This is a genomic window from Thalassobaculum fulvum (assembly GCF_014652915.1).
Lineage (GTDB): Bacteria > Pseudomonadota > Alphaproteobacteria > Thalassobaculales > Thalassobaculaceae > Thalassobaculum_A > Thalassobaculum_A fulvum.
Genome location: NZ_BMZS01000007.1, coordinates 178519 through 197088, shown reverse-complemented (window position 1 = coordinate 197088; position 18570 = coordinate 178519). Strand labels below are relative to the sequence as shown.

Genomic DNA, 18570 nt, shown 5'->3' with positions numbered 1-18570 from the left:
GTTGGGATCTCCGGCCTCGCGGTCTCACGGCGTCGACACGAAGGTATCGACGACCTTCTTCACCCCGGCATGGTCGAACGCGATCTCCAGCTTGTCGCCGTCGACCGCCTGCACCGTGCCCATGCCGAATTTCTGGTGGAACACCCGGTCGCCGACGGCGTGGCGCGCCGGCTTGGAGCGGTCCACCGTATAGCCCTCGCCGTCGATCACCGGCGGCCGGCTGCGGATGCTGCCGCCGCCGCGCCGCAGGTAGCCCGGCCCGCGCCCGGCGACCCCGCCGGCTGACTCCCAGCGGCTCGACCGGGCGGCGCCGAACGAGCCGGCGTCGTCCTCGCGGTCGCCGAAGCTGAGGCCGTCGCGCCGGCCGGCCTGTGCCGCACTGCCGTAGCCGCCCCCGCCGTAGCTTCCGCCCGTGGCGCCGTACAGCCCGGCCTCGGAGACCACCTCGACGTGCTCGCCCGGCAGCTCGGAGACGAAGCGCGACGGGATCGCGCTCTGCCACAGCCCGTGCACCCGGCGGTTGGCGGCGAACACGATCTCCACCGACTTGCGGGCCCGGGTCAGCCCGACATAGGCCAGCCGCCGCTCTTCCTCCAGGCCGGCGGCACCGTTCTCGTCGAGCGCGCGCTGGTTCGGGAACATGCCCTCCTCCCAGCCCGGCAGGAACACCACGTCGAACTCCAGCCCCTTGGCGGCGTGCAGGGTCATCAGGCTGACCTTGGCCTCGGCCGGGTCGTCGGCGTTCTCCATGACCAGGCTGATATGCTCAAGGAACCCGCCGAGGGTCTCGTACTCGTCGAGCGCGGTGACCAGCTCCTTGAGGTTCTCCAGCCGGCCCGGCGCCTCCGGCGAGCGGTCCTTCTGCAGCGATCCGGTGTAGCCCGATTCGTCGAGCATCATGCGCGCGAGGTCCGGCAGGGTCTCGGTCCGGGCTGCCTCGCGCCAGCGCCCGAACGCCTCCATCAGCGCCTTCAGGTTGCGGCGGGCCGCCGCCGGCAGCTCGTCGGTCTGCACCAGCTCGTCGACCGACCGGGTCAGCGACAGCCCCTGGGTGCGGGCATAGCCGTGCACGGCGCGCATGGTGGTGTCGCCGATGCCGCGGCGCGGCACGTTGACGATGCGCTCGAACGCCAGGTCGTCGTCGGGCTGGTGGATCACCCGGAGATAGGCGACGGCGTCGCGCACCTCCTTGCGCTCGTAGAACCGGGCGCCGCCGACCACCCGGTACGGCACCCCGAGGGTGATCAGCCGCTCCTCGAACTCACGGGTCTGGAAGCCGGCCCGCACCAGCACCGCCATCTGGTTCAGCGGCACGCCCTTGCGCTGGTGATCCTCGATCCGGTCGCAGACGACCCGGGCCTCCTCCTCGCCGTCCCACACCCCGCGCACCACGACCTTGTCGCCGTGGTCGCCCTCGGTCCACAGGGTCTTGCCGAGCCGGCCCTCGTTGTTGGCGATCACCCCCGAGGCGGCCGCCAGGATCCGCGAGGTCGAGCGGTAGTTCTGCTCCAGCCGGACCACCTTGGCGCCCGGGAAGTCGGTCTCGAACTTCAGGATGTTGCCGATCTCGGCCCCGCGCCAGCCGTAGATCGACTGGTCGTCGTCGCCGACGCAGCAGATGTTCCTGTGGCCCTGGGCCAGCAGCCGCAGCCACAGGTACTGGCAGACGTTGGTGTCCTGGTACTCGTCGACCAGCAGGTAGCGGAACCGCTCCTGGTAGTCCTTGAGGATCTCGGGCCGGGTCTGGAACAGGGTCAGGTTGTGCAGCAGCAGGTCGCCGAAATCGGCGGCGTTCTGCGTCGTCAGCCGCTCCTGGTACTGCCGGTACACGTCCTGCAGCCGGCCGCCGGCCAGGTCGCCGGCCTCGGCGACGGTGATCTTCTCGGGCCCGAGGCCGCGGTCCTTCCAGCGCTGGATGACGCCCATCACGACGCGCGCCGGCCAGCGCTTGTCGTCGATGTTCTCGGCCTGCAGAACCTGCTTGAGCAGCCGCACCTGGTCGTCGGCGTCGAGGATCGTGAAGTTGGAGCGCAGCCCCACCACCTCGGCGTGCCGGCGCAGGATGCGGGCGGCCAGGGCGTGGAAGGTGCCGAGCCAGACCTGCTCGGCGGCCGGGCCGACGATCCGGGCGACGCGCTCCTTCATCTCGCGCGCCGCCTTGTTGGTGAAGGTGACGGCCAGCACGTTCCACGGCCGCGCCTTGCCGAGCGCCAGCAGGTGGGCGAGCCGGGTGGTCAGCACCCGGGTCTTGCCGGTACCGGCACCCGCCAGCACCAGCACCGGCCCGTCGAGCGCCTCGACCGCCTCGCGCTGGGCCGGGTTCAGGCCGGAGAGGTAGCTGTCCGGGCGCGGCGCGTGGATCGCCGGCGTCGCCGGCAGGGCGGCGGGGTCGCTGTGGGCCGGGCCACCGGACGCGGGATCGGAACGGGACGAGAACAGATCAGCCATAGCCCCGGATATAACACGCGGGCGGCGGGGGCCGAGGGGCAAAATCGGCCAGAGCACGGCGAGCCACGGCAGTCCGGGAACGCCGCCCGGCGTCGAAGGCCCGGCACCGCCGTCAGAAGGCGCGCGGCGACCGGACTCGACCGGGGCAACGGCCACCCTGGGTGGGGAGCGGTCGTTGGTTCCTTCTCCCTTCCGTCATCCCAGTGCGGCCGCGTAGCGGGCGACTCCGGGATCCATGGGGCAACATGGGCGTCCGCGGGGCGGTTCGACGGATGGATCCCGGAGTCCGCTCCGCGGCTCCGGAATGACGAAAGAGGGTCGAGTCCCGCCGAATCCCCCTACAGCGTCTCCCCGTGCTCCTCCTTCCGGAGGTTCACCAGCGCCGTGTTGTAGGCCCGCATCACGTCGCGTTCGTGCAGGCAGCCGACCAGCCGGGTGCCCTGGTGGTCGTCGACCACGCCGAGCAGGCCCTCGTCGACCTCGCCGAACCGGCGGATCGCCTTCTGCAGGTCGTCCGACAGCGCCAGCACCGGCGGCGACCGTCGCGCCAGGTCGCCGGCGCAGCGGTCAGCGTCCTGGCTGTGGTCGAACGCGGCTTCGCCGAGCTCGGCGAGCGTGATGGTGCCGACCAGCCGGTCGTCGGCGTCGACCACGAACAGCTCGTTCATCGGCGCCTGGCGCAGCCGGTCGCGCAGGGTGTCGAGCGTCGCGTCGACCGGCACCGCGATGTGGTCCTGGCGCATCACGTCGTGCACCCGGAGCGCGCGCAGCGCCGCCATGTCGTGGCCGCCCTGCAGGTCCAGCCCGCGGCGCCGGAGCTGGTCGGTGAAGAACGACGGGCCGTGCCACATCCGGGTGATCAGCGAGGCGATCACCACCGCGATCATGACCGCGATGGTCAGCCGGTAGTCGCCGGTCAGCTCGAAGATGATCAGGATGGTCGAGATCGGCGCCCCCAGCACCGCCCCCGCGACCGCGCCCATGCCGATCAGGGTGTAGGCGCCGTGGCCGGACGACAGGTCCGGGAACGGGTGGCTCGCGACGATCCCGAACGCGCCGCCCACCATGGCGCCGATGAACAGCGACGGCGAGAACACCCCGCCGCCGAACCCGGCCCCCAGGCACAGCGCGGTCATCAGGATCTTCAGAACCGCCAGCGTCACCAGCATCTGGAAGCCGTACTGCTCCTTCAGGGCGTCGTCGGTCGCCTCGTAGCCGACCCCCAGGATCTCCGGGTACCAGACCGCGACCACGCCGACCGCGAGACCGGCCGCCGCCGGGTGCAGCCAGCGCGCCGGCAGGTCCGAGGTCCGCAGCTCGACGATCTCGGTCAGGCGCATCAGGGCGATGGCGGCGACCGCGCACACCACGCCCAGCAGCGCGAAGGCCGGGAACTGCAGGAACGAGACGATCTCGTGGTCGCCGAGCCGGAACGCCGGGAAATCCCCGAACCAGATGCGCGACACGATGGTGCCGGTCACCGAGGCGATCACGATCGGCGCCAGCGCCGACAGCGCGTAATGCCCGACCACCACCTCCAGCGCGAAGAACACGCCGGCGATCGGGGCGTTGAACGAGGCCGCCACGGCGCTGGCGACGCCGCAGCCGAGCAGGGTCCGCGACTGCGAGCGCGTGAGCTGGAGCGGGCGGCCGACGAAGCTCGCCAGGGCGGCGCCGAGGTGGACGGCCGGCCCCTCGCGCCCGACCGAGGCGCCGGCCCCGATCGAGATCGCGCTCATGGCGGCGGCGCCGGCCGCCTGCCGGGCCGACATCCGGCCGGCCCTGAGCGCGCTCGCCTCGATCACGTTCGCCACCCCCTGCGGGCGGCCGCCGGGCATCAGCCAGCGGGCGATCGCGCCGACCACCAGCCCGCCGGCCACCGGCGCGAGCACCACGCGCCAGCGCGCCGCCTCGCGGGCGCCGCTGGCGACCAGCTCGTGGTAGAAGCCGAGAAACAGCCACTGCAGCCCGACGATCGCCTCGCGGAACGCCACCGCCCCGGCCGCCGCGGCCAGGCCGACCACCAGCGCCGCCACGCTGGTGACCAGCTGGTCGTTGCGGACGAGCCGCTTCAGTCCCATGACGGGACGGCCGATGAGTGACTTCAGCATGGCGGCCCGGGGTTCGCGACCGGCGAGGTAAGCCCTTGCAGCTTAACGACTCTCGGGCCGGGTTGAAAGCAGCCTTGCGGATCGTGCCGGCAACTCTCTACCGTGCGCCGCCATGACGATCGAACTCCGCCCGGCGGTCGCCGCCGATGCCACCACCCTTCTCGACCTGATCCGCCGGCTGGCGGAGGCCCAGGACGCTGCCGACTACGTGGAATCGACGGTCGACGACCTGCTGCGCGACGGCTTCGGGCCGGCGCCGCGGTTTCACGCCCTCCTGGCCGAGGCCGTCGACCCGGCCTCCGGACGGCGCGACGCGATCGGGCTGGCGCTCTACTACTTCACCTATTCGACCTGGGCCGGCCGGCCGAACCTGTACATCGAGGACCTGTACGTCGACCCGGACCGCCGCGGCGACGGCATCGGCCGGCGGCTGGTGGCGGCGCTGGCCAGGGCGGCGGTCGACGGCGGCTGCGCCCGCCTGGAGCTGGCGGTCAAGACCGACAACCGGGCCCGCGAGTTCTACGAGCGCCTGGGCATGGTCCGCAAAGGAACCTGGCTGCCCTACGCGATCGCCGACGACGCCCTGCGGACGCTGGCCGGGACCGCGACCTGACGCGGGTCAGTTCGCCGCCGCCGCCGACAGGTCGCCGTCCACCTCGACCCGGTTGCGCCCGGCCTGCTTGGCCCGGTACAGCGCGGCGTCGGCCCGCTCGACCGCCTGGGCGATCGGCTCGCCGAACCGGTAGGCGGTGGCGCCAAGCGACAGCGTGACCGCGCCCAGGTCGTCGCCGGTGCTGCGCCGGACCACGTGGCGGTGGCCGATGCGGTCGCGGATCCGCTCGGCGATGCGCGCCGCCTCGTCGAGGTTGCAGTCCGGCAGGATCACCGTGAACTCCTCGCCGCCGTAGCGGGCGACCAGGTCGCCCGGCCGCACCGCCTCGGACAGCACCCGGGCGACCAGCCGGAGCACCTGATCGCCGACCGAGTGGCCATGGGTGTCGTTGAACACCTTGAAGTGGTCGATGTCCGCCATCAGCAGGCACAGCGTGGTGCCGTCCTCCATCGCCGCGGCGGCGGCCATCCGCAGCTCGCGTTCGAAGCGCATGCGGTTGGCGATCCCGGTCAGGCCGTCGGTCGAGGCCTCGCGGCGGGTCTCCTCCAAGGTCTCGCGCAGGCGGGCGATCTCGCTCGACGACTGCTCCAGGCGTTCGCGCAGACGCGCGTTGTTCGCCTCCATCTCCCGGGTCTCCTGCATCAGCCCGGTCACCAGGCTCCGCACTCCGGTGTCGTCGGCGCCGGTCCCGTCGGCGCCGGTCCGGTGCAGCGCCCCGGACACGTTCGACAGGGCGTCGCCGTAGCGCCGGACGCCGGCGCCGGCGTGGCCGACCGTCGTCGACAGCTGCCCGGCAACGGCATGCAGGTCGTCGGCCACGGTGTCGACCGCGCTGGTCCGGTAGGTCGGCAGCACGAAGCGGGCATGCAGCTCGGCGTTGCGCAGGTCGTCGAATTCCTGGCCGTTGTCCATCAGGATGTCGATGGTCCGGCGCAGGTGCGGATCGCTGCCGGCGGCATAGGCGAACCAGACCGCATAGTTCTCCGGCGTCGGCGGGATCCCCAGGACCGCCATGTGGCGCAGCGCGGTCTCGGCGGTCTCGCGCGCGCGGTCGAGTTCCGGACCGGACACCATCGTGCGCCTCCGTCGTCGGCGCCCCGTCCCCCATGCCCCGGGCGAACCGACTCCGGAAAGTCTACCCGAACTCGCCCGACAGGGTCACCGGCGACGTATGCCGATCGACCGGCCCGCACCGTCGGTCGCCCCGAACCGGGCGTGCGCCTCGCCGACCTCGCGGATCCGCGCCATGGCGTCGTCCGGGAACGGGCTGGTCTTGCGTTGCTTCAGGTCGACGTGCAGGCACATCAGCTCGTTGGTCGCGGCCAGGAACCCTTCCTCGGCGTGGAACATCCGGTGCATCAGGTGCAGCCGCTTGGAATCGAAGGCGACGATCCGGGTGCGGAACGCCAGCGGCGCCCCTTCCAGCAGCTCGTGGTCGTAGGTGACGTGGGCCTCGAGCACGAACGTCGACGCGTCGTGCTCGCGCCGATAGGCTTCACCGATTCCGAGATGCACATGGATCGCCTCGGTCGCCTGGTCGAACGCCACGAGGTAGTAGCCGACGTTCATGTGGCCGTTGTAGTCGATCCAGTCCGACCGGACGACCGCCCGCCCCGAATCGAACCAACCTGCGTCGTCGATGCCCGTCACCCTGCCGTCTCCTGTCATGGCTTCCCATTGCCCGCCAACGGCGGGTGCCGCCCCATGATGGGCATCCTGTCCTGGTTCGGCAAACGCGCGACCGGCTGCCTGCCGGCCGGCGTGGTGCTCGGGCTGGCGCTGCCGGAGCTGGCAGCCTCGGCCAAGCCGCTGCTGGTTCCGGCGATCGCGCTCATGCTGACCCTGTCGCTGCTGCGCCTGGAACCGGCCGAAGTCGGCCGGTCGCTGCGGCGGCCGTGGCTGCTGCTGCCGGCGGTCGGGTTCGTCCTGCTGGCCTCGCCGCTGCTCGGGTTCGCCGCCGCCCGGGCCCTCGACCTGTCGCCCGGCATCGCCGTGGCGCTGGTGGTGTGGTCGGCGTCGCCGCCGCTGATATCGGTTCCGGCGATCGCCACGCTGGTCGGGCTGGACGGCGCCCTCGCCCTGACCGTGACCACCGTCACCGGCCTGCTGGTCCCGGTCACCCTGCCGCCGATCGTGTTCGCGCTGCTGGGCCTCGAACTCGACATCGGGCCGGTCGCGCTGGCGGTCCGGCTGGCGGCGCTGCTGGCCGGGTCCGTGCTGACCGCCGCCGTCATCCGGCGGCTCGCCGGCCCGGCCCGGCTGCGGACCCATGCCGCCGCGATCGACGGCGGATTCGTGATCGTCATGCTGCTGTTCGCGATCGCGGTGATGGACGGGGTCACCCAGGCGGCGGTCGCGAGCCCGGCCCGGGTCGCCGGCCTGCTCGCCCTGGTGTTCGGCGTCAGCCTCGGCATGCAGGCCCTCGGCTGGGCGGTGTTCCGGCCGACCGGCGCGCGGACCGCCACCACCCTGGCGCTGGCCTGCGGCAACCGGAACATGGCGCTGGTGCTCGGCGCCGCGCCGGCGGCGTTCGCCCCCGATACCTTCCTGTATCTGGCGCTCCTGCAATTTCCGATCTACCTGCTGCCGGGGTTGCTGCGCCCGGTCTACCGGCGCGCCGCCAGCCGCGATGTTGCCGGCCGGGGTTGGAGTGCTCCGGCAGATCGGCGATAATCCGGCGGCGTCGCAACGCCCGTCGGTCGGGCGTCCGCACCACCCTGAGTTGACATCGAGGCGGGATCCGTGAAGGCGATCCGGAGTGCGCGACGGCGGGGCCGGCTCGGAACCTGGCAGCGTCGCTTCACCATCCTGCTGTGCACCGCGGGTGCGGTCGCCGTGAGCTACGTGTTCTCGCTCGGGCGCCCGGCCAACTATCAGCTCCTGCTCGCCTGCGTCGTCGGCTTCGTCGGCCTGTGCGCCCTGGTCCTGGACTGGTGGATCAGCCGGGGCATCAAGCGCAGCGGCGGCGTCCAGGCGATGCGGTCCGGTGGCGTGCTGTCGACCGGCCCGGCGGCGATGGCCGGCCGGCTGTGGGCGCAGGGCGAGGGGTTCCGGATCTGCGGTCTGCTCGACGACGCCCGCAAGAACTTCGGCGAGGCGGCATCGCTGGCGCGCGAGGCCAAGCAGGAACTGCTCGAAGCGACGGTCAGGCTCAGCCAGGGGGAACTGGCCGCCGAGCGCGGCGAGTACGACGACGCCGGCCGGCTGTTCGAGGACGCGCTGAACCGGTTCCGCGGCGGCAACGACAGCCGGAACGCGGCGCGGGCCCTGATGGGGCTCGGCAACCTCGCGCTCGCCCGTCGCGGCTACGAGGCGGCGCGCCAGGCCTTCGAAGAGGCCCGGGCGATCTTCGGCCAGGAGAACGACCGGTTCGGCGAAGGGTCGGCCTATCTCAGCCTCGGCGAGGCGTGCGTCAGGCTGGCGAAGACCGAGGAGGCGGCCGGCTGCTTCGACCAGGCGCGTTTCCTGCTGACCCAGGTCGGCGACCGCATCGGCGAGGCGCACGCGCTGTACGCCCGCGGCGAGATGTACCGCCTGGAGCGCAACGCCGCCGAGGCCCAGAACCGCTTCGAGCGTGCCCTCACCCTCTACCGGCGGACCGGCGACTATGTCGGCGAGGGCCTGGTCCGCCTGGTGATGTCCGACGGCTACCGCAAGATGCAGCGGCCGACCGAGGCCCGCGAGATGGCCCTGGAGGCGGCCCAGCGCTTCAAGCAGGCCGGCCGGCGGGTCGGCGCCAGCGCGCTGATCGCCGGCCGCGGCGACGCCCGGCGTTGCCGCATCCGTTTCGAATGGGGGCGGGCCAACGGCACCATCGCCCGCAACCTGTTCGTCGAATCGGGCGATAAGGACAATGAGGCGCGGCTGATGGTCGGGCTCGGCGAGATGGAGCGGATCGCCGGCAACATCGAGGACGCGCGCGTCATGTTCGACCGCGTGATCGCCCAGGCCAAGAGCTCGGAGGACCTGCTGATCACGGCCGACGCGCAGAAGGGCCGCGGGCACGTCGACATCGCCCGCGACCAGAAGCGGAGCGCCCGCGAGATCCTCAAGGAGGCCTACGGCCACTACCAGAACGCCGGTGGCGCGCGCGACGCGGCGCAGGCGCTGATGGACCTCGGCCAGGTCGACCTGCTGATGGAGAACCACGACCGGGCCCGGGTCAACTTCGCCCAGGTCCGGACCATGTACCAGGGCCTGAAGGATCCGCACGGCGAGGCCTCGGCGCTGCGCGCGATCGGCGATCTGGAGTCGTCGCTCGGACGGCTGCCGCAGGCCCAGCAGGCCTACGCCGAGGCCCGGATCCTGTTCCAGAGCGTCGGCGACCGGTTGTCGGAGGCCGATGCGGCGCTGCTGATCGGGCTGCTGGCGGTCAACATCGACAACGCCACGGCGACCGCCCTGCTGGTCCAGGCCGGCCGGCTGTACCGCGCCGTCGGCGCCGTGGAGTGGCAGCGCAAGGCGCACGCCCTGGCCCATCGGGTCCGCTGAGCCGGGATAGTTAAAAACCGCGATATTTTTGCAACACCCGGATTGAAGCTCCAACGCCGCGGGTCCCGCCATCTGGTATCGGGGCCGTCTCTGTGATACCTCGACAATGCGTCTGAGGGGATCAACAGCGGCCGAGAATCCGCGCCGTGTTGGCCTCAAGTCTCGGGCGTGCGTACGTAAAATGCGGGTCGCACAGGCGGAAATGGGGCTTTGTCGGATGCGTCGCTCGTTCACGGCCGCGGTTTTCGCGACGGGGCTCTTAGCCGGATGCGCAAGCCAGACCGAGCTTGAGCCCGGGGCGGTCTACGATCCCATCGAACCGGCCAACCGGATGGTGTTCGCGGTGAACGATACCGTCGACACCTTCGTGCTGCAGCCGACCGCGTACATGTACAAGGAAGCCGTGCCGGATCCGGTGCGCGACATGGTCCGCAGCTTCCTGGAGTGGCTGACGACCCCGGTCGTGCTGGCCAACAACCTGTTCCAGGGCGACTGGAGCGCGGCCGGCACCACGGCGTCGCGGTTCGTCGCCAACGCGCCGCTGTTCGGCTTCGTCGACAACGCGACCGGTCTCGGGCTCGAGCACCGGGAAGAGGATTTCGGGCAGACCCTGGCGGTCTACGGCTCCGGCGACGGGCCCTACATCGTGCTGCCGCTGCTCGGCCCGTCGAACGTGCGCGACACGGTCGGCCTGGTGGTCGACTACTTCCTGGATCCGATCAACTACGTCGGAAACGGCAACCCGCTGGAGCGCGACGGCGACCGGACCCGCGTCCAGCTGGCCCGCCGTGCCGCCGGCGCCGTCGACTTCCGGGCCCGGAACTTCGCGGCCATCAACGACCTGAAGCAGACATCGGTGGACTACTACGCGCGCGTCCGCACGATCTACAAGCAGCGGCGCGACGCGCTCATCAACAACGGCACGCCGCCGGCCGGAGCCGGCGGGCGCTCGAACACCTCCGAGGAGTTCGACGAGTACGTGCCGGGCGGCCAGCCCGCCGAGAGCGCCGGGCCGAAGTCGCCGTCGAGCTGAGGCGGCCATCAGCAACGGGAGTTGTCACATGGCGTTCGCGCGGGTTTTCGCGTTCGTGCTGCTGGTGCTGACCGCGCCGGTGCTTGCGCGCGCCGATGCGGCGGCCCCCGAGGCGTTCATCCACGCCCTCGCCGACCGCGCCCTCGGGCTGGTCACCGACAAGGCCGCCGACATGGAGGCCAAGCGCGCCCGCTTCGACGAGCTGCTGAGCGACACCTTCGACATGGAGGGGATCGGCCGGTTCCTGCTCGGCCGCTATTGGCGCCTGGCGACGCCGGAAGAGCGCGAGGCCTATCTCAAGGCCTTCAAGGAAAGCATCGTCTACACCTACACGGCGCGGTTCGACGAGTACGCCGGCCAGAAGCTGGTGGTCGACGGCAGTCGCGAGGACGGGCAGTTCACCCTGGTCGGCAGCCGCATCGTCGACCCGAACGGCAACGCCGACGTCAAGGTCGAATGGCGGCTGATCCGCCAGGGCGACGACTACAGGGTGGTCGACGTGGTGATCGAGGGGGTGAGCATGAGCGTCACCCAGCGTCAGGAGTACGCCTCGGTCATTCAGAGCAACGGCGGCGAGGTCAAGGCCCTGATCAAGGCCCTGAACGAGCGTATGGCCCGGCTGAAATCGTCGGGTTCCTGATCCTTCAAGGCCCGCCGCGCTAGGTCCTCAGCTCGGCGTTGGACGGTTTCCCGGCGGCGTGGATCGCCATGGCTGGGCGTTTCGGAAGGAGCCCTGGCAATTCATGCGGTTCGGGCGCTCGCCTGGACAGGAAGCAATCGCGCTGCTCTCGATCGACAAGTCCCCGGCGCGCCTCCTCCCCTCTTAGAGGGACGCCGGCGCGGCGGGCGCCTCGGGGTGACAGAGGCTCAAAAGTCCCGGATTGACGCACCATCACCCTGAGGCGCCCCCGCGAAAGCGGGGGCCGCCACCAAGGGTCAGCTGCGCCGGATCGGCTTGTACTTGATGCGGTGCGGGGTGTCCGCCTCGACGCCGAGACGGCGCTTGCGGTCGGCCTCGTAGGCCTCGTAGTTGCCCTCGAACCACTCGACGTGGCTGTCGCCCTCGAACGCCAGGATGTGGGTGGCGATGCGGTCGAGGAACCAGCGGTCGTGGCTGATCACCACCGCGCAGCCGGCGAACTCCAGCAGCCCGTCTTCGAGCGCCCGCAGGGTGTCGACGTCCAGGTCGTTGGTCGGCTCGTCGAGCATCAGCAGGTTGGCGCCGGACTTCAGCATCTTGGCGAGGTGAACGCGGTTGCGCTCGCCGCCCGAGAGCTGGCCGACCTTCTTCTGCTGGTCCGAGCCCTTGAAGTTGAACAGGCTGACATAGGCCCGGCTCTGCATCTTGCGGCGGCCCAGGTCGATCTCGTCGTTGCCGTCGGAGATCTCCTCGAACACGGTCTTGTCGGCCCGCAGGGTATCGCGGCTCTGGTCGACATAGCCGAGCTTCACGGTCTCGCCGACCCGGAAACTGCCGCCGTCGGGCTTCTCCTGGCCGGTGATCATGCGGAACAGCGTGGTCTTGCCGGCGCCGTTCGGGCCGATCACGCCGACGATGCCGCCCGGCGGCAGCTTGAACGACAGGTCGTCGATCAGCAGCCGGTCGCCGAAGCCCTTGGAGAGGTGCTCGGCCTCGATCACCACGTCGCCGAGGCGCGGTCCGGCCGGAATGACGATCTGGGCGGTGTCCGGCGCCTTCTCCTGGTTCTGGGCGAGCAGATCCTCGTAGGCCGCGATGCGCGCCTTCGACTTCGCCTGGCGGGCCCGCGGGCTCTGCTGGATCCACTCCAGTTCGTGGTTGAGGGTGCGCATGCGCGCGGCCTCGGTCCGGCCCTCCTGCTCCAGGCGCTTCTGCTTCTGCACCAGCCAGCCCGAGTAGTTGCCCTCGTACGGGATGCCGCGGCCGCGGTCGATCTCCAGGATCCAGCCGGCGACCTCGTCGAGGAAGTAGCGGTCGTGGGTGACCGTCACGACGGTACCGGCGTAGTCGGCCAGGGTACGCTGGAGCCAAGCCACCGACTCGGCGTCCAGATGGTTGGTCGGCTCGTCGAGCAGCAGCAGGTCGGGCTGCGACAGCAGCAGCTTGGCCAGCGCCACCCGGCGCCGCTCGCCGCCGGACAGCTTGGTGACGTCGGCGTCGCCCGGCGGGCAGCGCAGCGCGTCCATGGCGATCTCGACCTTGCGGTCGATGTCCCAGCCGTCGGCGTGGTCGATCTTCTCCTGCAGCTCGCCCTGCTCGGCCAGCAGGTCGTTCATCTCGTCGTCGGTCAGCTCCTCGGCGAACCGGGCGCTGACCTCGTTGAAGCGGTCCATCAGCGCCTTGAGCGGCCCGAGCCCCTCCATGACGTTGCCCTGCACGTCCTTCGACGGATCCAGCTCCGGCTCCTGCGACAGGTAGCCGACGGTCGCGCCCTCGGCCACCCAGGCCTCGCCGGTGAAGTCCTTGTCGACGCCGGCCATGATCCGAAGGATCGTCGACTTGCCGGCGCCGTTGACGCCGAGCACGCCGATCTTGGCGCCCGGCAGGAACGACAGCCGGATGTCCTTCAGCACCTCGCGGCCGCCGGGATAGGTCTTGGACAGACCGTTCATGACGTAGATGTACTGATAGGAGGCCATCGGGGCGGCTCGCCGTCGGTTGCAGGTGACGGCGGGTTCTAGCGCAGGCGGCCGCGCGACCGCAACGTTCCTCGCCGGTCAGGCGCGGCGGCTCGCGCGCGGGCATTGCCGCGAACCGCGGCGGCGCACAGAATTGACGGATCCCTGGCTCCGGGAGTTCCCCGCATCGGACCAGGTCCAGGAGGCCGGACGTGACGCCCATCACCGGTGCCACTCCCCTGTTCGCGCTCGAGGCGGTCGCGCTCGACCTCGAGACCACCGGGCTCGACGCCGCCAAGGCCCTGATCGTGCAGGTCGGGGCGGTTCCGATCGCGAAGGCGACCCTCGGGGGCGCCGCGGCCTACGAGCGGCTGGTCGACCCCGGGGCGCCGATCCCGCCCGCCTCGACGCAGGTGCACGGGATCGCCGACGCGACGGTGAAGGGCGCGCCGGCCCTGCCGGCGGTCTGGGGCGAGGTCACGGCGCTGTTGGACGGCCGGGTCGTGATCGGCCACACCATCGGCTTCGACCTGACGGTGCTGGCGAACGAGGCGCGCCGCCACCGGTTGCCGTGGCGCAAGCCGCGCGCGCTCTGCGTGCGCATGCTGGCCGCGGTCGCGGCTCCGACCCTGGCCAGCCACTCGCTCGACGCGCTGGCCAGTTGGCTCGGCCTCGAGACCCGGGACCGGCACCGGGCTCTCGGCGACGCCGAGGCCGCCGGCCTGGTGTTCCTGGCCCTGCTCCCGCACCTGGAGGCGAAAGGCATCCGGACGCTGGCCGAGGCCGAGCGCGCCTGCCGCAGGCTGAGCGGCGAGCTGGAACGCCAGCAGGGCGCCGGCTGGGAGGCCCCCGTCGAGGAACCGCGCGACGAGGTGCTCGGCAGCTTCGACACCTACCCCTACCGGCATCGCGTCGGCGACATCATGGCCAGCCCGCCGGTGGTGGTGCCGCCGGAGACGACGCTCAAGGCGGCGATCGACATCATGACGGCCCGCTCGATCTCCTCGGTGTTCGTGACCTCCGACGGTCGGCCCGGCCGCGACGTCGCGGAGTACGCCATCGTGACCGAGCGCGACGCCATGCGGCGGATCGCGGCCGCCGGCGCCCCGGCGCTCGACGAGCCGGTCGGCCCGATCGGCTCGCGGCCGCTGGTCACGATCCGCGAGAACGCCTTTCTGTACCGCGCCGTCGGCCGGATGGGACGGGTCGGGTCGCGGCACCTCGGGGTCCGGTCGGACAGCGACGCCCTGGTCGGCGTGGTTTCGGCCCGCGACCTGCTGAAGCTGCGGGCCGGGCCGGCGATCACGCTCGCCGACGCGATCGAGCAGGCGGGGTCGGCCAGGGACCTGGCGCTGGCCTGGTCGACCCTGCCGGTCGTCGTCCGCTCGCTGCTGGCGGAGGGCGTCGACGCCCATGTCGTGTGCCGGATCGTCAGCGAGGAGATCCGGTCGATGACCCGGCGGGCCGGCGTGCTGGCGGCCGACGCCATGCGGGCGGACGGCAAGGGCGACGCGCCCTGCCCCTATGCGGTGATGGTGCTCGGCTCCGGCGGGCGCGGCGAAAGCCTGCTGGTGCCGGACCAGGACAACGCCGTCGTGTTCGCGGCCGGCGCGCCCGACGGTCCCGAGGACCGCTGGTTCGCCGAACTCGGCGACCGGCTGGCAACGATCCTGGACGAGGCCGGCATTCCGTACTGCACCGGCGGGGTGATGGCGAAGAATCCGGACTGGCGCGGGTCGCTGGAGACCTGGACGGAGCGGATCGCGCGCTGGGTCCGGCTGTCGCGGCCGCAGGACCTCCTCAACGTCGACATCTTCTTCGACGAGGCCCCGGTGCACGGGACGCTCGGCCTCGGTCACACGCTGTTCGAGGCCGCCTATGCCGCCGGCCGCGAGAACCCGACCTTCGCCAAGCTGCTGGGCGAGCGGCTGGCTTCGGTGCCGAGCCCGGTCAGCCTGTTCGGAAAGATCCGGGGCGAGAACGGCCGGCTGGACCTGAAGCAGCACATCCTGTTCCCGGTGGCTTCGGCCGCGCGGACCCTGGCGATCCGCCACGGCATCGAGGAACGCTCGACCCGGGCCCGGCTGGGTGGGCTGATCGCCCGGGGGATCGGCAGCGAGGCCGACCTGTCGGCACTGATGGAGGCCCATGCGCTCGGCGTGTCGCTGACCCTCGACCAGCAGAGCCGCGACATCGCCGCCGGCCTGAAGCCGAGCCGGATGGTGGAGATCGGCACGCTGACCCGGCAGCAGCGCTCGGACCTGAAGCAGGCGCTCGGCCATCTCCAGCACATTCCGACCCTGCTCCGCGACCTGATGTTCTGAAGCGGGCGGACGGTCGCCGCTCAGACCAGCTGGAAATTCGCGGCGGAAAGCGCGTCCGCCGACACCCCGATCAGGGTCACCGACTGGCCCGCCCCGAAGTCGACGACGGCATCGCCAGACGCGTCGTTCGTGACACTCGCCAGAAGCTCGGCAACCGAGGCCGGCCCGACCCCGGCAAGGGCCGCGCGGACAATGACGTCGCCGCCCGTCGGATCGAAGTCGGCGATCGTGTCGGTCCCCGACAGCCCGCCGAACACGAACTGGTCGGCGCCGGCGCCGCCGTTCAGAAGATCGTCGCCGAGGCCGCCGTTCAGGACGTCGTCGCCGGTCCCGCCCGACACCATGTCGTCGCCCTGGCCGCCATGCAGCCAGTCGACGCCGTCGCTGCCGTCCAGGGTGTCGTCGCCGAGGTTTCCGTACAGCCGGTCGTCGCCGGTCCCGCCCTCGACATGGTCCCTGTGCTGGCCGCCGTACAGGACGTCGGCGCCATCGTCGCCGTACAGGAAGTCGGAACCGACGTTGCCGTAGATCACGTCGTCGTCGAAGCCGCCGTGCAGGTCGTCGTCGCCGTCACGGCCGTGGATGTCGTCGCGGCCCACGCCGCCGTCCAGGTGGTCGTCGGAATCGCCGCCGCTCATGACGTCGTCGTCGTCGTTCCGCCGATCGTCGCCGTGGTCGCGGTCGTCGCCGTGGTCGCGGTCGTCGGAATCGTGGCCGTCGGAATCGTGGCCGTCGGAATCGTGATCGTCGTGCCCGCTTCGATCGTCGCGATGCTCGAAGGCATCGTCGTCGCGCTCGTCCTCGCTCTCGAAGAGGCTGTACAGGTCGCTCGACATCGGATCGCTCCTTGTTCACCGGGCCGGCCGTCCGGCCGGTACGAGCGAAGGATGCCCGGGCAAACTGACCTGAACCTGAAGCCGGATCAGGAGGTCTCCGGAAGCCGGATGACCGCCGCGAAGCCGGATCCGCTGCCCGGCGCGGGCGAGTGCAGCTCCAGGCTACCGCCAGCCTGGCGCACGATGCTGGCGACGATCGCGAGGCCGAGCCCGGAGCCCGACGCCTTGGCCGCGCCCCGCTCGAACCGGTCGGTCAGCACCGCCATCCGTTCGGGCGGAACCACCGGCCCGGCATTCGTCACGGCGATCGACCGGTCGGGCGCCACGCTGACCCGCACCGGCTCCTCGGCACTGCCGTGGACCAGGGCGTTCTCGATCAGGTTCCGGACCGCGATCGCGATCGCGTCGATGTCGGTCATGGCGAGGACATCCCGGTCGGTCTCGACCTCCAGGCGGATCCGGTCGGCGTAGCGCCCGTCGCGCCGGAACTCCTCGACCAGCAGTTCGGCGACCTGGACCAGGTCGACCGGCTCCCGCCGCAGGGCGATGCCGGCCTCGGCCCGCGCGAGCTGAAGCAGCTTCTCGACGGTCCGGGCCAGGCCACGCAGGATGTCGGCGATCCGGTCCGCCCGGGCGGCGCCGGCCGTGCCCTTCAGTTCCTCGGTCAGCCGCGACAGTTGCGCCAGCGCCGCCGCCACCGGCGTCCGCAACTCGTGCGCGCTGTTGGCGGCGAACGACCGTTCGCTCTCCAGGGCCTTGGCCAGCCGCCGCATGAGCCGGTTCACGTCGTCGACGATCGGGACCAGTTCGACCGGCATCCCGTCGCCCGGGATCGGCGCGAGATCGGAACCGCCGCGGTCGCGGATCGCCTCGCGCACGCCGGCGATCGGCGCCAGCACCCGTCGGACCACCAGCACGATGATCAGGCCGGCCAACGGAATCAGCAGCGCCAGCGGAGCCACCAGCCAGACCACGGTTTCCAGGAGCGCCTCGCGGCGGTGCGCCTGGCGGTCCAGGACCTGGATGTAGAGCCGGCCGTCGGTGGTGCGCTCGGTATAGGCCCGCCAGCCCTCGACATCCGTGAAGCCCGGCCGCAACGGCACCGGAAACGGCTTCGTCGAGGCGTCGTGGGACCGGAGCAGCACCCGCCCGCTGGCGTCGCGAAGCTGATAGACGAGGTACTCCTCGTGTTCCGGGACGTTTGCCGCGTGATCGATCTCCCGGCCATCGCCGTCGTCGTCCTCATCCCGCAGGTCGTCGATCGCCAGCGGCAGCAGCCGCTGCGCCATCTCCTGCAGGGCGCTGTCGAACACCTCGTTCAGCTCGTCGCGGACCACGACGACCGCCGACAGGACGGCGACGATCCACAACACGGCGATCCCCAGGATCAGCGCCCCGGAGAGCCGCCGGGACAGGCTCCAGGCATCGCTCACGAAGGGTCGACCCGGTAGCCGACGCCGCGAAGCGTCCGGATCGTGTCGCGGCCGAGCTTCTTGCGCAGCCGGCTGACGTGAACCTCGACCGTGTTGCTCTCGACCTCCGCCTCGAAATCGTACAGCGCCTCCTCGAGCCGGTCCTTGGAGACGATCGCCCCGGGCCGCCGGGTCAACAGGTCCAGGACCGCCCATTCCCGGCGGGTCAGCTCGATCGCCTCGTCGCCGCGCCGGATCCGTCGCGCGGTCTTGTCGATCTCGAGATCGCCCAGCCGAAGCGTCGGATTGGGGTTGCCGGCATAGCGGCGCGACACTGCCGCGACCCGGGCCCGCAGCTCGTCGAGATCGAACGGCTTCACCAGATAGTCGTCGGCGCCGGCGTTCAGACCGGCGATCCGGTCACTGATCTGGTCGCGCGCGGTGACGATGATCACCGGACTGGCGTTGCCGGCGGCCCGCATGGCCTTGAGCAGGTCGAGCCCACGGCCGTCCGGAAGATGCAGGTCGAGCAGCACCAGGCCGTAGTCGACGGCCCGCAGCGAGGCCTCGGCATCGTCGACGCGGGTGACCCAGTCCACGGCGTGGCCGTCGGCCGCCAGATGCTCCTGGACCGCCTCGCCGAGACGAGGCTCGTCCTCCACAAGCAGAATGCGCATCGCCCTGGCCCCGTCCCTGCTGCCGAT

At 71.3% G+C, this 18570-nt stretch carries 14 protein-coding genes; 6 read left to right on the top strand and 8 right to left on the bottom strand.

What is annotated here, in order from left to right; translation table 11 throughout:
• Positions 1-24: 24 nt before the first annotated feature.
• Positions 25-2448 (bottom strand): UvrD-helicase domain-containing protein, encoded by a 2424-nt coding sequence (locus tag IE246_RS15910; RefSeq protein WP_189991364.1) that lies wholly within the window; start codon positions 2446-2448, stop codon positions 25-27.
• 338 nt (positions 2449-2786) lie between these two features.
• Complete coding sequence (locus IE246_RS15905) at positions 2787-4559, bottom strand: chloride channel protein (protein WP_189991362.1); 1773 nt, start codon at positions 4557-4559, stop codon at positions 2787-2789.
• Between the two features lie 112 nt (positions 4560-4671).
• Between IE246_RS15905 and IE246_RS15900 the strand changes: the two genes are divergently transcribed.
• The gene (locus tag IE246_RS15900) at positions 4672-5172 is read left to right on the top strand and encodes a GNAT family N-acetyltransferase (protein WP_189991360.1); all 501 of its coding nucleotides are present in this window, start codon (positions 4672-4674) and stop codon (positions 5170-5172) included.
• Between the two features lie 6 nt (positions 5173-5178).
• Here IE246_RS15900 and IE246_RS15895 read toward each other — a convergent pair whose 3' ends face one another.
• Both IE246_RS15895 and IE246_RS15890 read right to left on the bottom strand, forming a co-directional pair.
• Complete coding sequence (locus tag IE246_RS15895; RefSeq protein ID WP_189991358.1) at positions 5179-6246, bottom strand: GGDEF domain-containing protein; 1068 nt, start codon at positions 6244-6246, stop codon at positions 5179-5181.
• Positions 6247-6330: 84 nt separating this feature from the next.
• Complete coding sequence (locus IE246_RS15890) at positions 6331-6822, bottom strand: thioesterase family protein (RefSeq protein WP_189991356.1); 492 nt, start codon at positions 6820-6822, stop codon at positions 6331-6333.
• A gap of 54 nt (positions 6823-6876) precedes the next feature.
• Here IE246_RS15890 and IE246_RS15885 point away from each other — a divergent pair, with 54 nt between their 5' ends.
• The 4 genes from IE246_RS15885 (at position 6877) to IE246_RS15870 (ending at position 11336) form a co-directional block, all read left to right on the top strand.
• Positions 6877-7845: a sodium:proton symporter gene (locus tag IE246_RS15885; protein WP_189991354.1), complete on the top strand. Its 969-nt coding sequence runs from the start codon at positions 6877-6879 to the stop codon at positions 7843-7845.
• Positions 7846-7914: 69 nt separating this feature from the next.
• On the top strand, positions 7915-9663 hold the full coding sequence (locus IE246_RS15880) for a tetratricopeptide repeat protein (RefSeq protein ID WP_189991352.1): 1749 nt from the start codon (positions 7915-7917) through the stop codon (positions 9661-9663).
• Positions 9664-9769: 106 nt separating this feature from the next.
• Positions 9770-10696, top strand: a complete 927-nt coding sequence (locus IE246_RS15875) for an MlaA family lipoprotein (protein WP_308434493.1) — start codon at positions 9770-9772, stop codon at positions 10694-10696.
• 28 nt (positions 10697-10724) lie between these two features.
• Complete coding sequence (locus IE246_RS15870) at positions 10725-11336, top strand: MlaC/ttg2D family ABC transporter substrate-binding protein (protein ID WP_189991348.1); 612 nt, start codon at positions 10725-10727, stop codon at positions 11334-11336.
• A gap of 296 nt (positions 11337-11632) precedes the next feature.
• Here the strand turns inward: IE246_RS15870 and ettA are convergent, their stop codons facing one another.
• On the bottom strand, positions 11633-13315 hold the full coding sequence (gene ettA, locus IE246_RS15865; RefSeq protein WP_189991346.1) for an energy-dependent translational throttle protein EttA: 1683 nt from the start codon (positions 13313-13315) through the stop codon (positions 11633-11635).
• Between the two features lie 191 nt (positions 13316-13506).
• Here ettA and IE246_RS15860 point away from each other — a divergent pair, with 191 nt between their 5' ends.
• Entirely contained in the window at positions 13507-15618 is a 2112-nt protein-coding gene (locus tag IE246_RS15860) for a DUF294 nucleotidyltransferase-like domain-containing protein (RefSeq protein WP_189991344.1), read from the top strand.
• Between the two features lie 20 nt (positions 15619-15638).
• Here the strand turns inward: IE246_RS15860 and IE246_RS15855 are convergent, their stop codons facing one another.
• From IE246_RS15855 to IE246_RS15845, 3 genes are all read right to left on the bottom strand, one after another.
• Positions 15639-16454, bottom strand: coding sequence for a calcium-binding protein (locus IE246_RS15855; RefSeq protein WP_189991341.1), 816 nt, complete (start codon positions 16452-16454; stop codon positions 15639-15641).
• Between the two features lie 86 nt (positions 16455-16540).
• On the bottom strand, positions 16541-17887 hold the full coding sequence (locus tag IE246_RS15850; RefSeq protein ID WP_189991339.1) for a sensor histidine kinase: 1347 nt from the start codon (positions 17885-17887) through the stop codon (positions 16541-16543).
• Complete coding sequence (locus tag IE246_RS15845; protein ID WP_189991337.1) at positions 17884-18543, bottom strand: response regulator; 660 nt, start codon at positions 18541-18543, stop codon at positions 17884-17886. The genes IE246_RS15850 and IE246_RS15845 overlap by 4 nt, the downstream gene beginning before the upstream one ends.
• Positions 18544-18570 lie beyond the last annotated feature (27 nt).

What these genes read in the sequence shown, in the direction of transcription:
- IE246_RS15910 (WP_189991364.1), bottom strand. Translation starts at nt 2,448, where the DNA reads ATGGCTGATCTGTTCTCGTCCCGTTCCGATCCCGCGTCCGGTGGCCCG.
- IE246_RS15905 (WP_189991362.1), bottom strand. Translation starts at nt 4,559, where the DNA reads ATGCTGAAGTCACTCATCGGCCGTCCCGTCATGGGACTGAAGCGGCTC.
- IE246_RS15900 (WP_189991360.1), top strand. Translation starts at nt 4,672, where the DNA reads ATGACGATCGAACTCCGCCCGGCGGTCGCCGCCGATGCCACCACCCTT.
- IE246_RS15895 (WP_189991358.1), bottom strand. Translation starts at nt 6,246, where the DNA reads ATGGTGTCCGGTCCGGAACTCGACCGCGCGCGCGAGACCGCCGAGACC.
- IE246_RS15885 (WP_189991354.1), top strand. Translation starts at nt 6,877, where the DNA reads ATGATGGGCATCCTGTCCTGGTTCGGCAAACGCGCGACCGGCTGCCTG.
- IE246_RS15875 (WP_308434493.1), top strand. Translation starts at nt 9,770, where the DNA reads ATGCGTCTGAGGGGATCAACAGCGGCCGAGAATCCGCGCCGTGTTGGC.
- IE246_RS15870 (WP_189991348.1), top strand. Translation starts at nt 10,725, where the DNA reads ATGGCGTTCGCGCGGGTTTTCGCGTTCGTGCTGCTGGTGCTGACCGCG.
- ettA (WP_189991346.1), bottom strand. Translation starts at nt 13,315, where the DNA reads ATGGCCTCCTATCAGTACATCTACGTCATGAACGGTCTGTCCAAGACC.
- IE246_RS15855 (WP_189991341.1), bottom strand. Translation starts at nt 16,454, where the DNA reads ATGTCGAGCGACCTGTACAGCCTCTTCGAGAGCGAGGACGAGCGCGAC.
- IE246_RS15845 (WP_189991337.1), bottom strand. Translation starts at nt 18,543, where the DNA reads ATGCGCATTCTGCTTGTGGAGGACGAGCCTCGTCTCGGCGAGGCGGTC.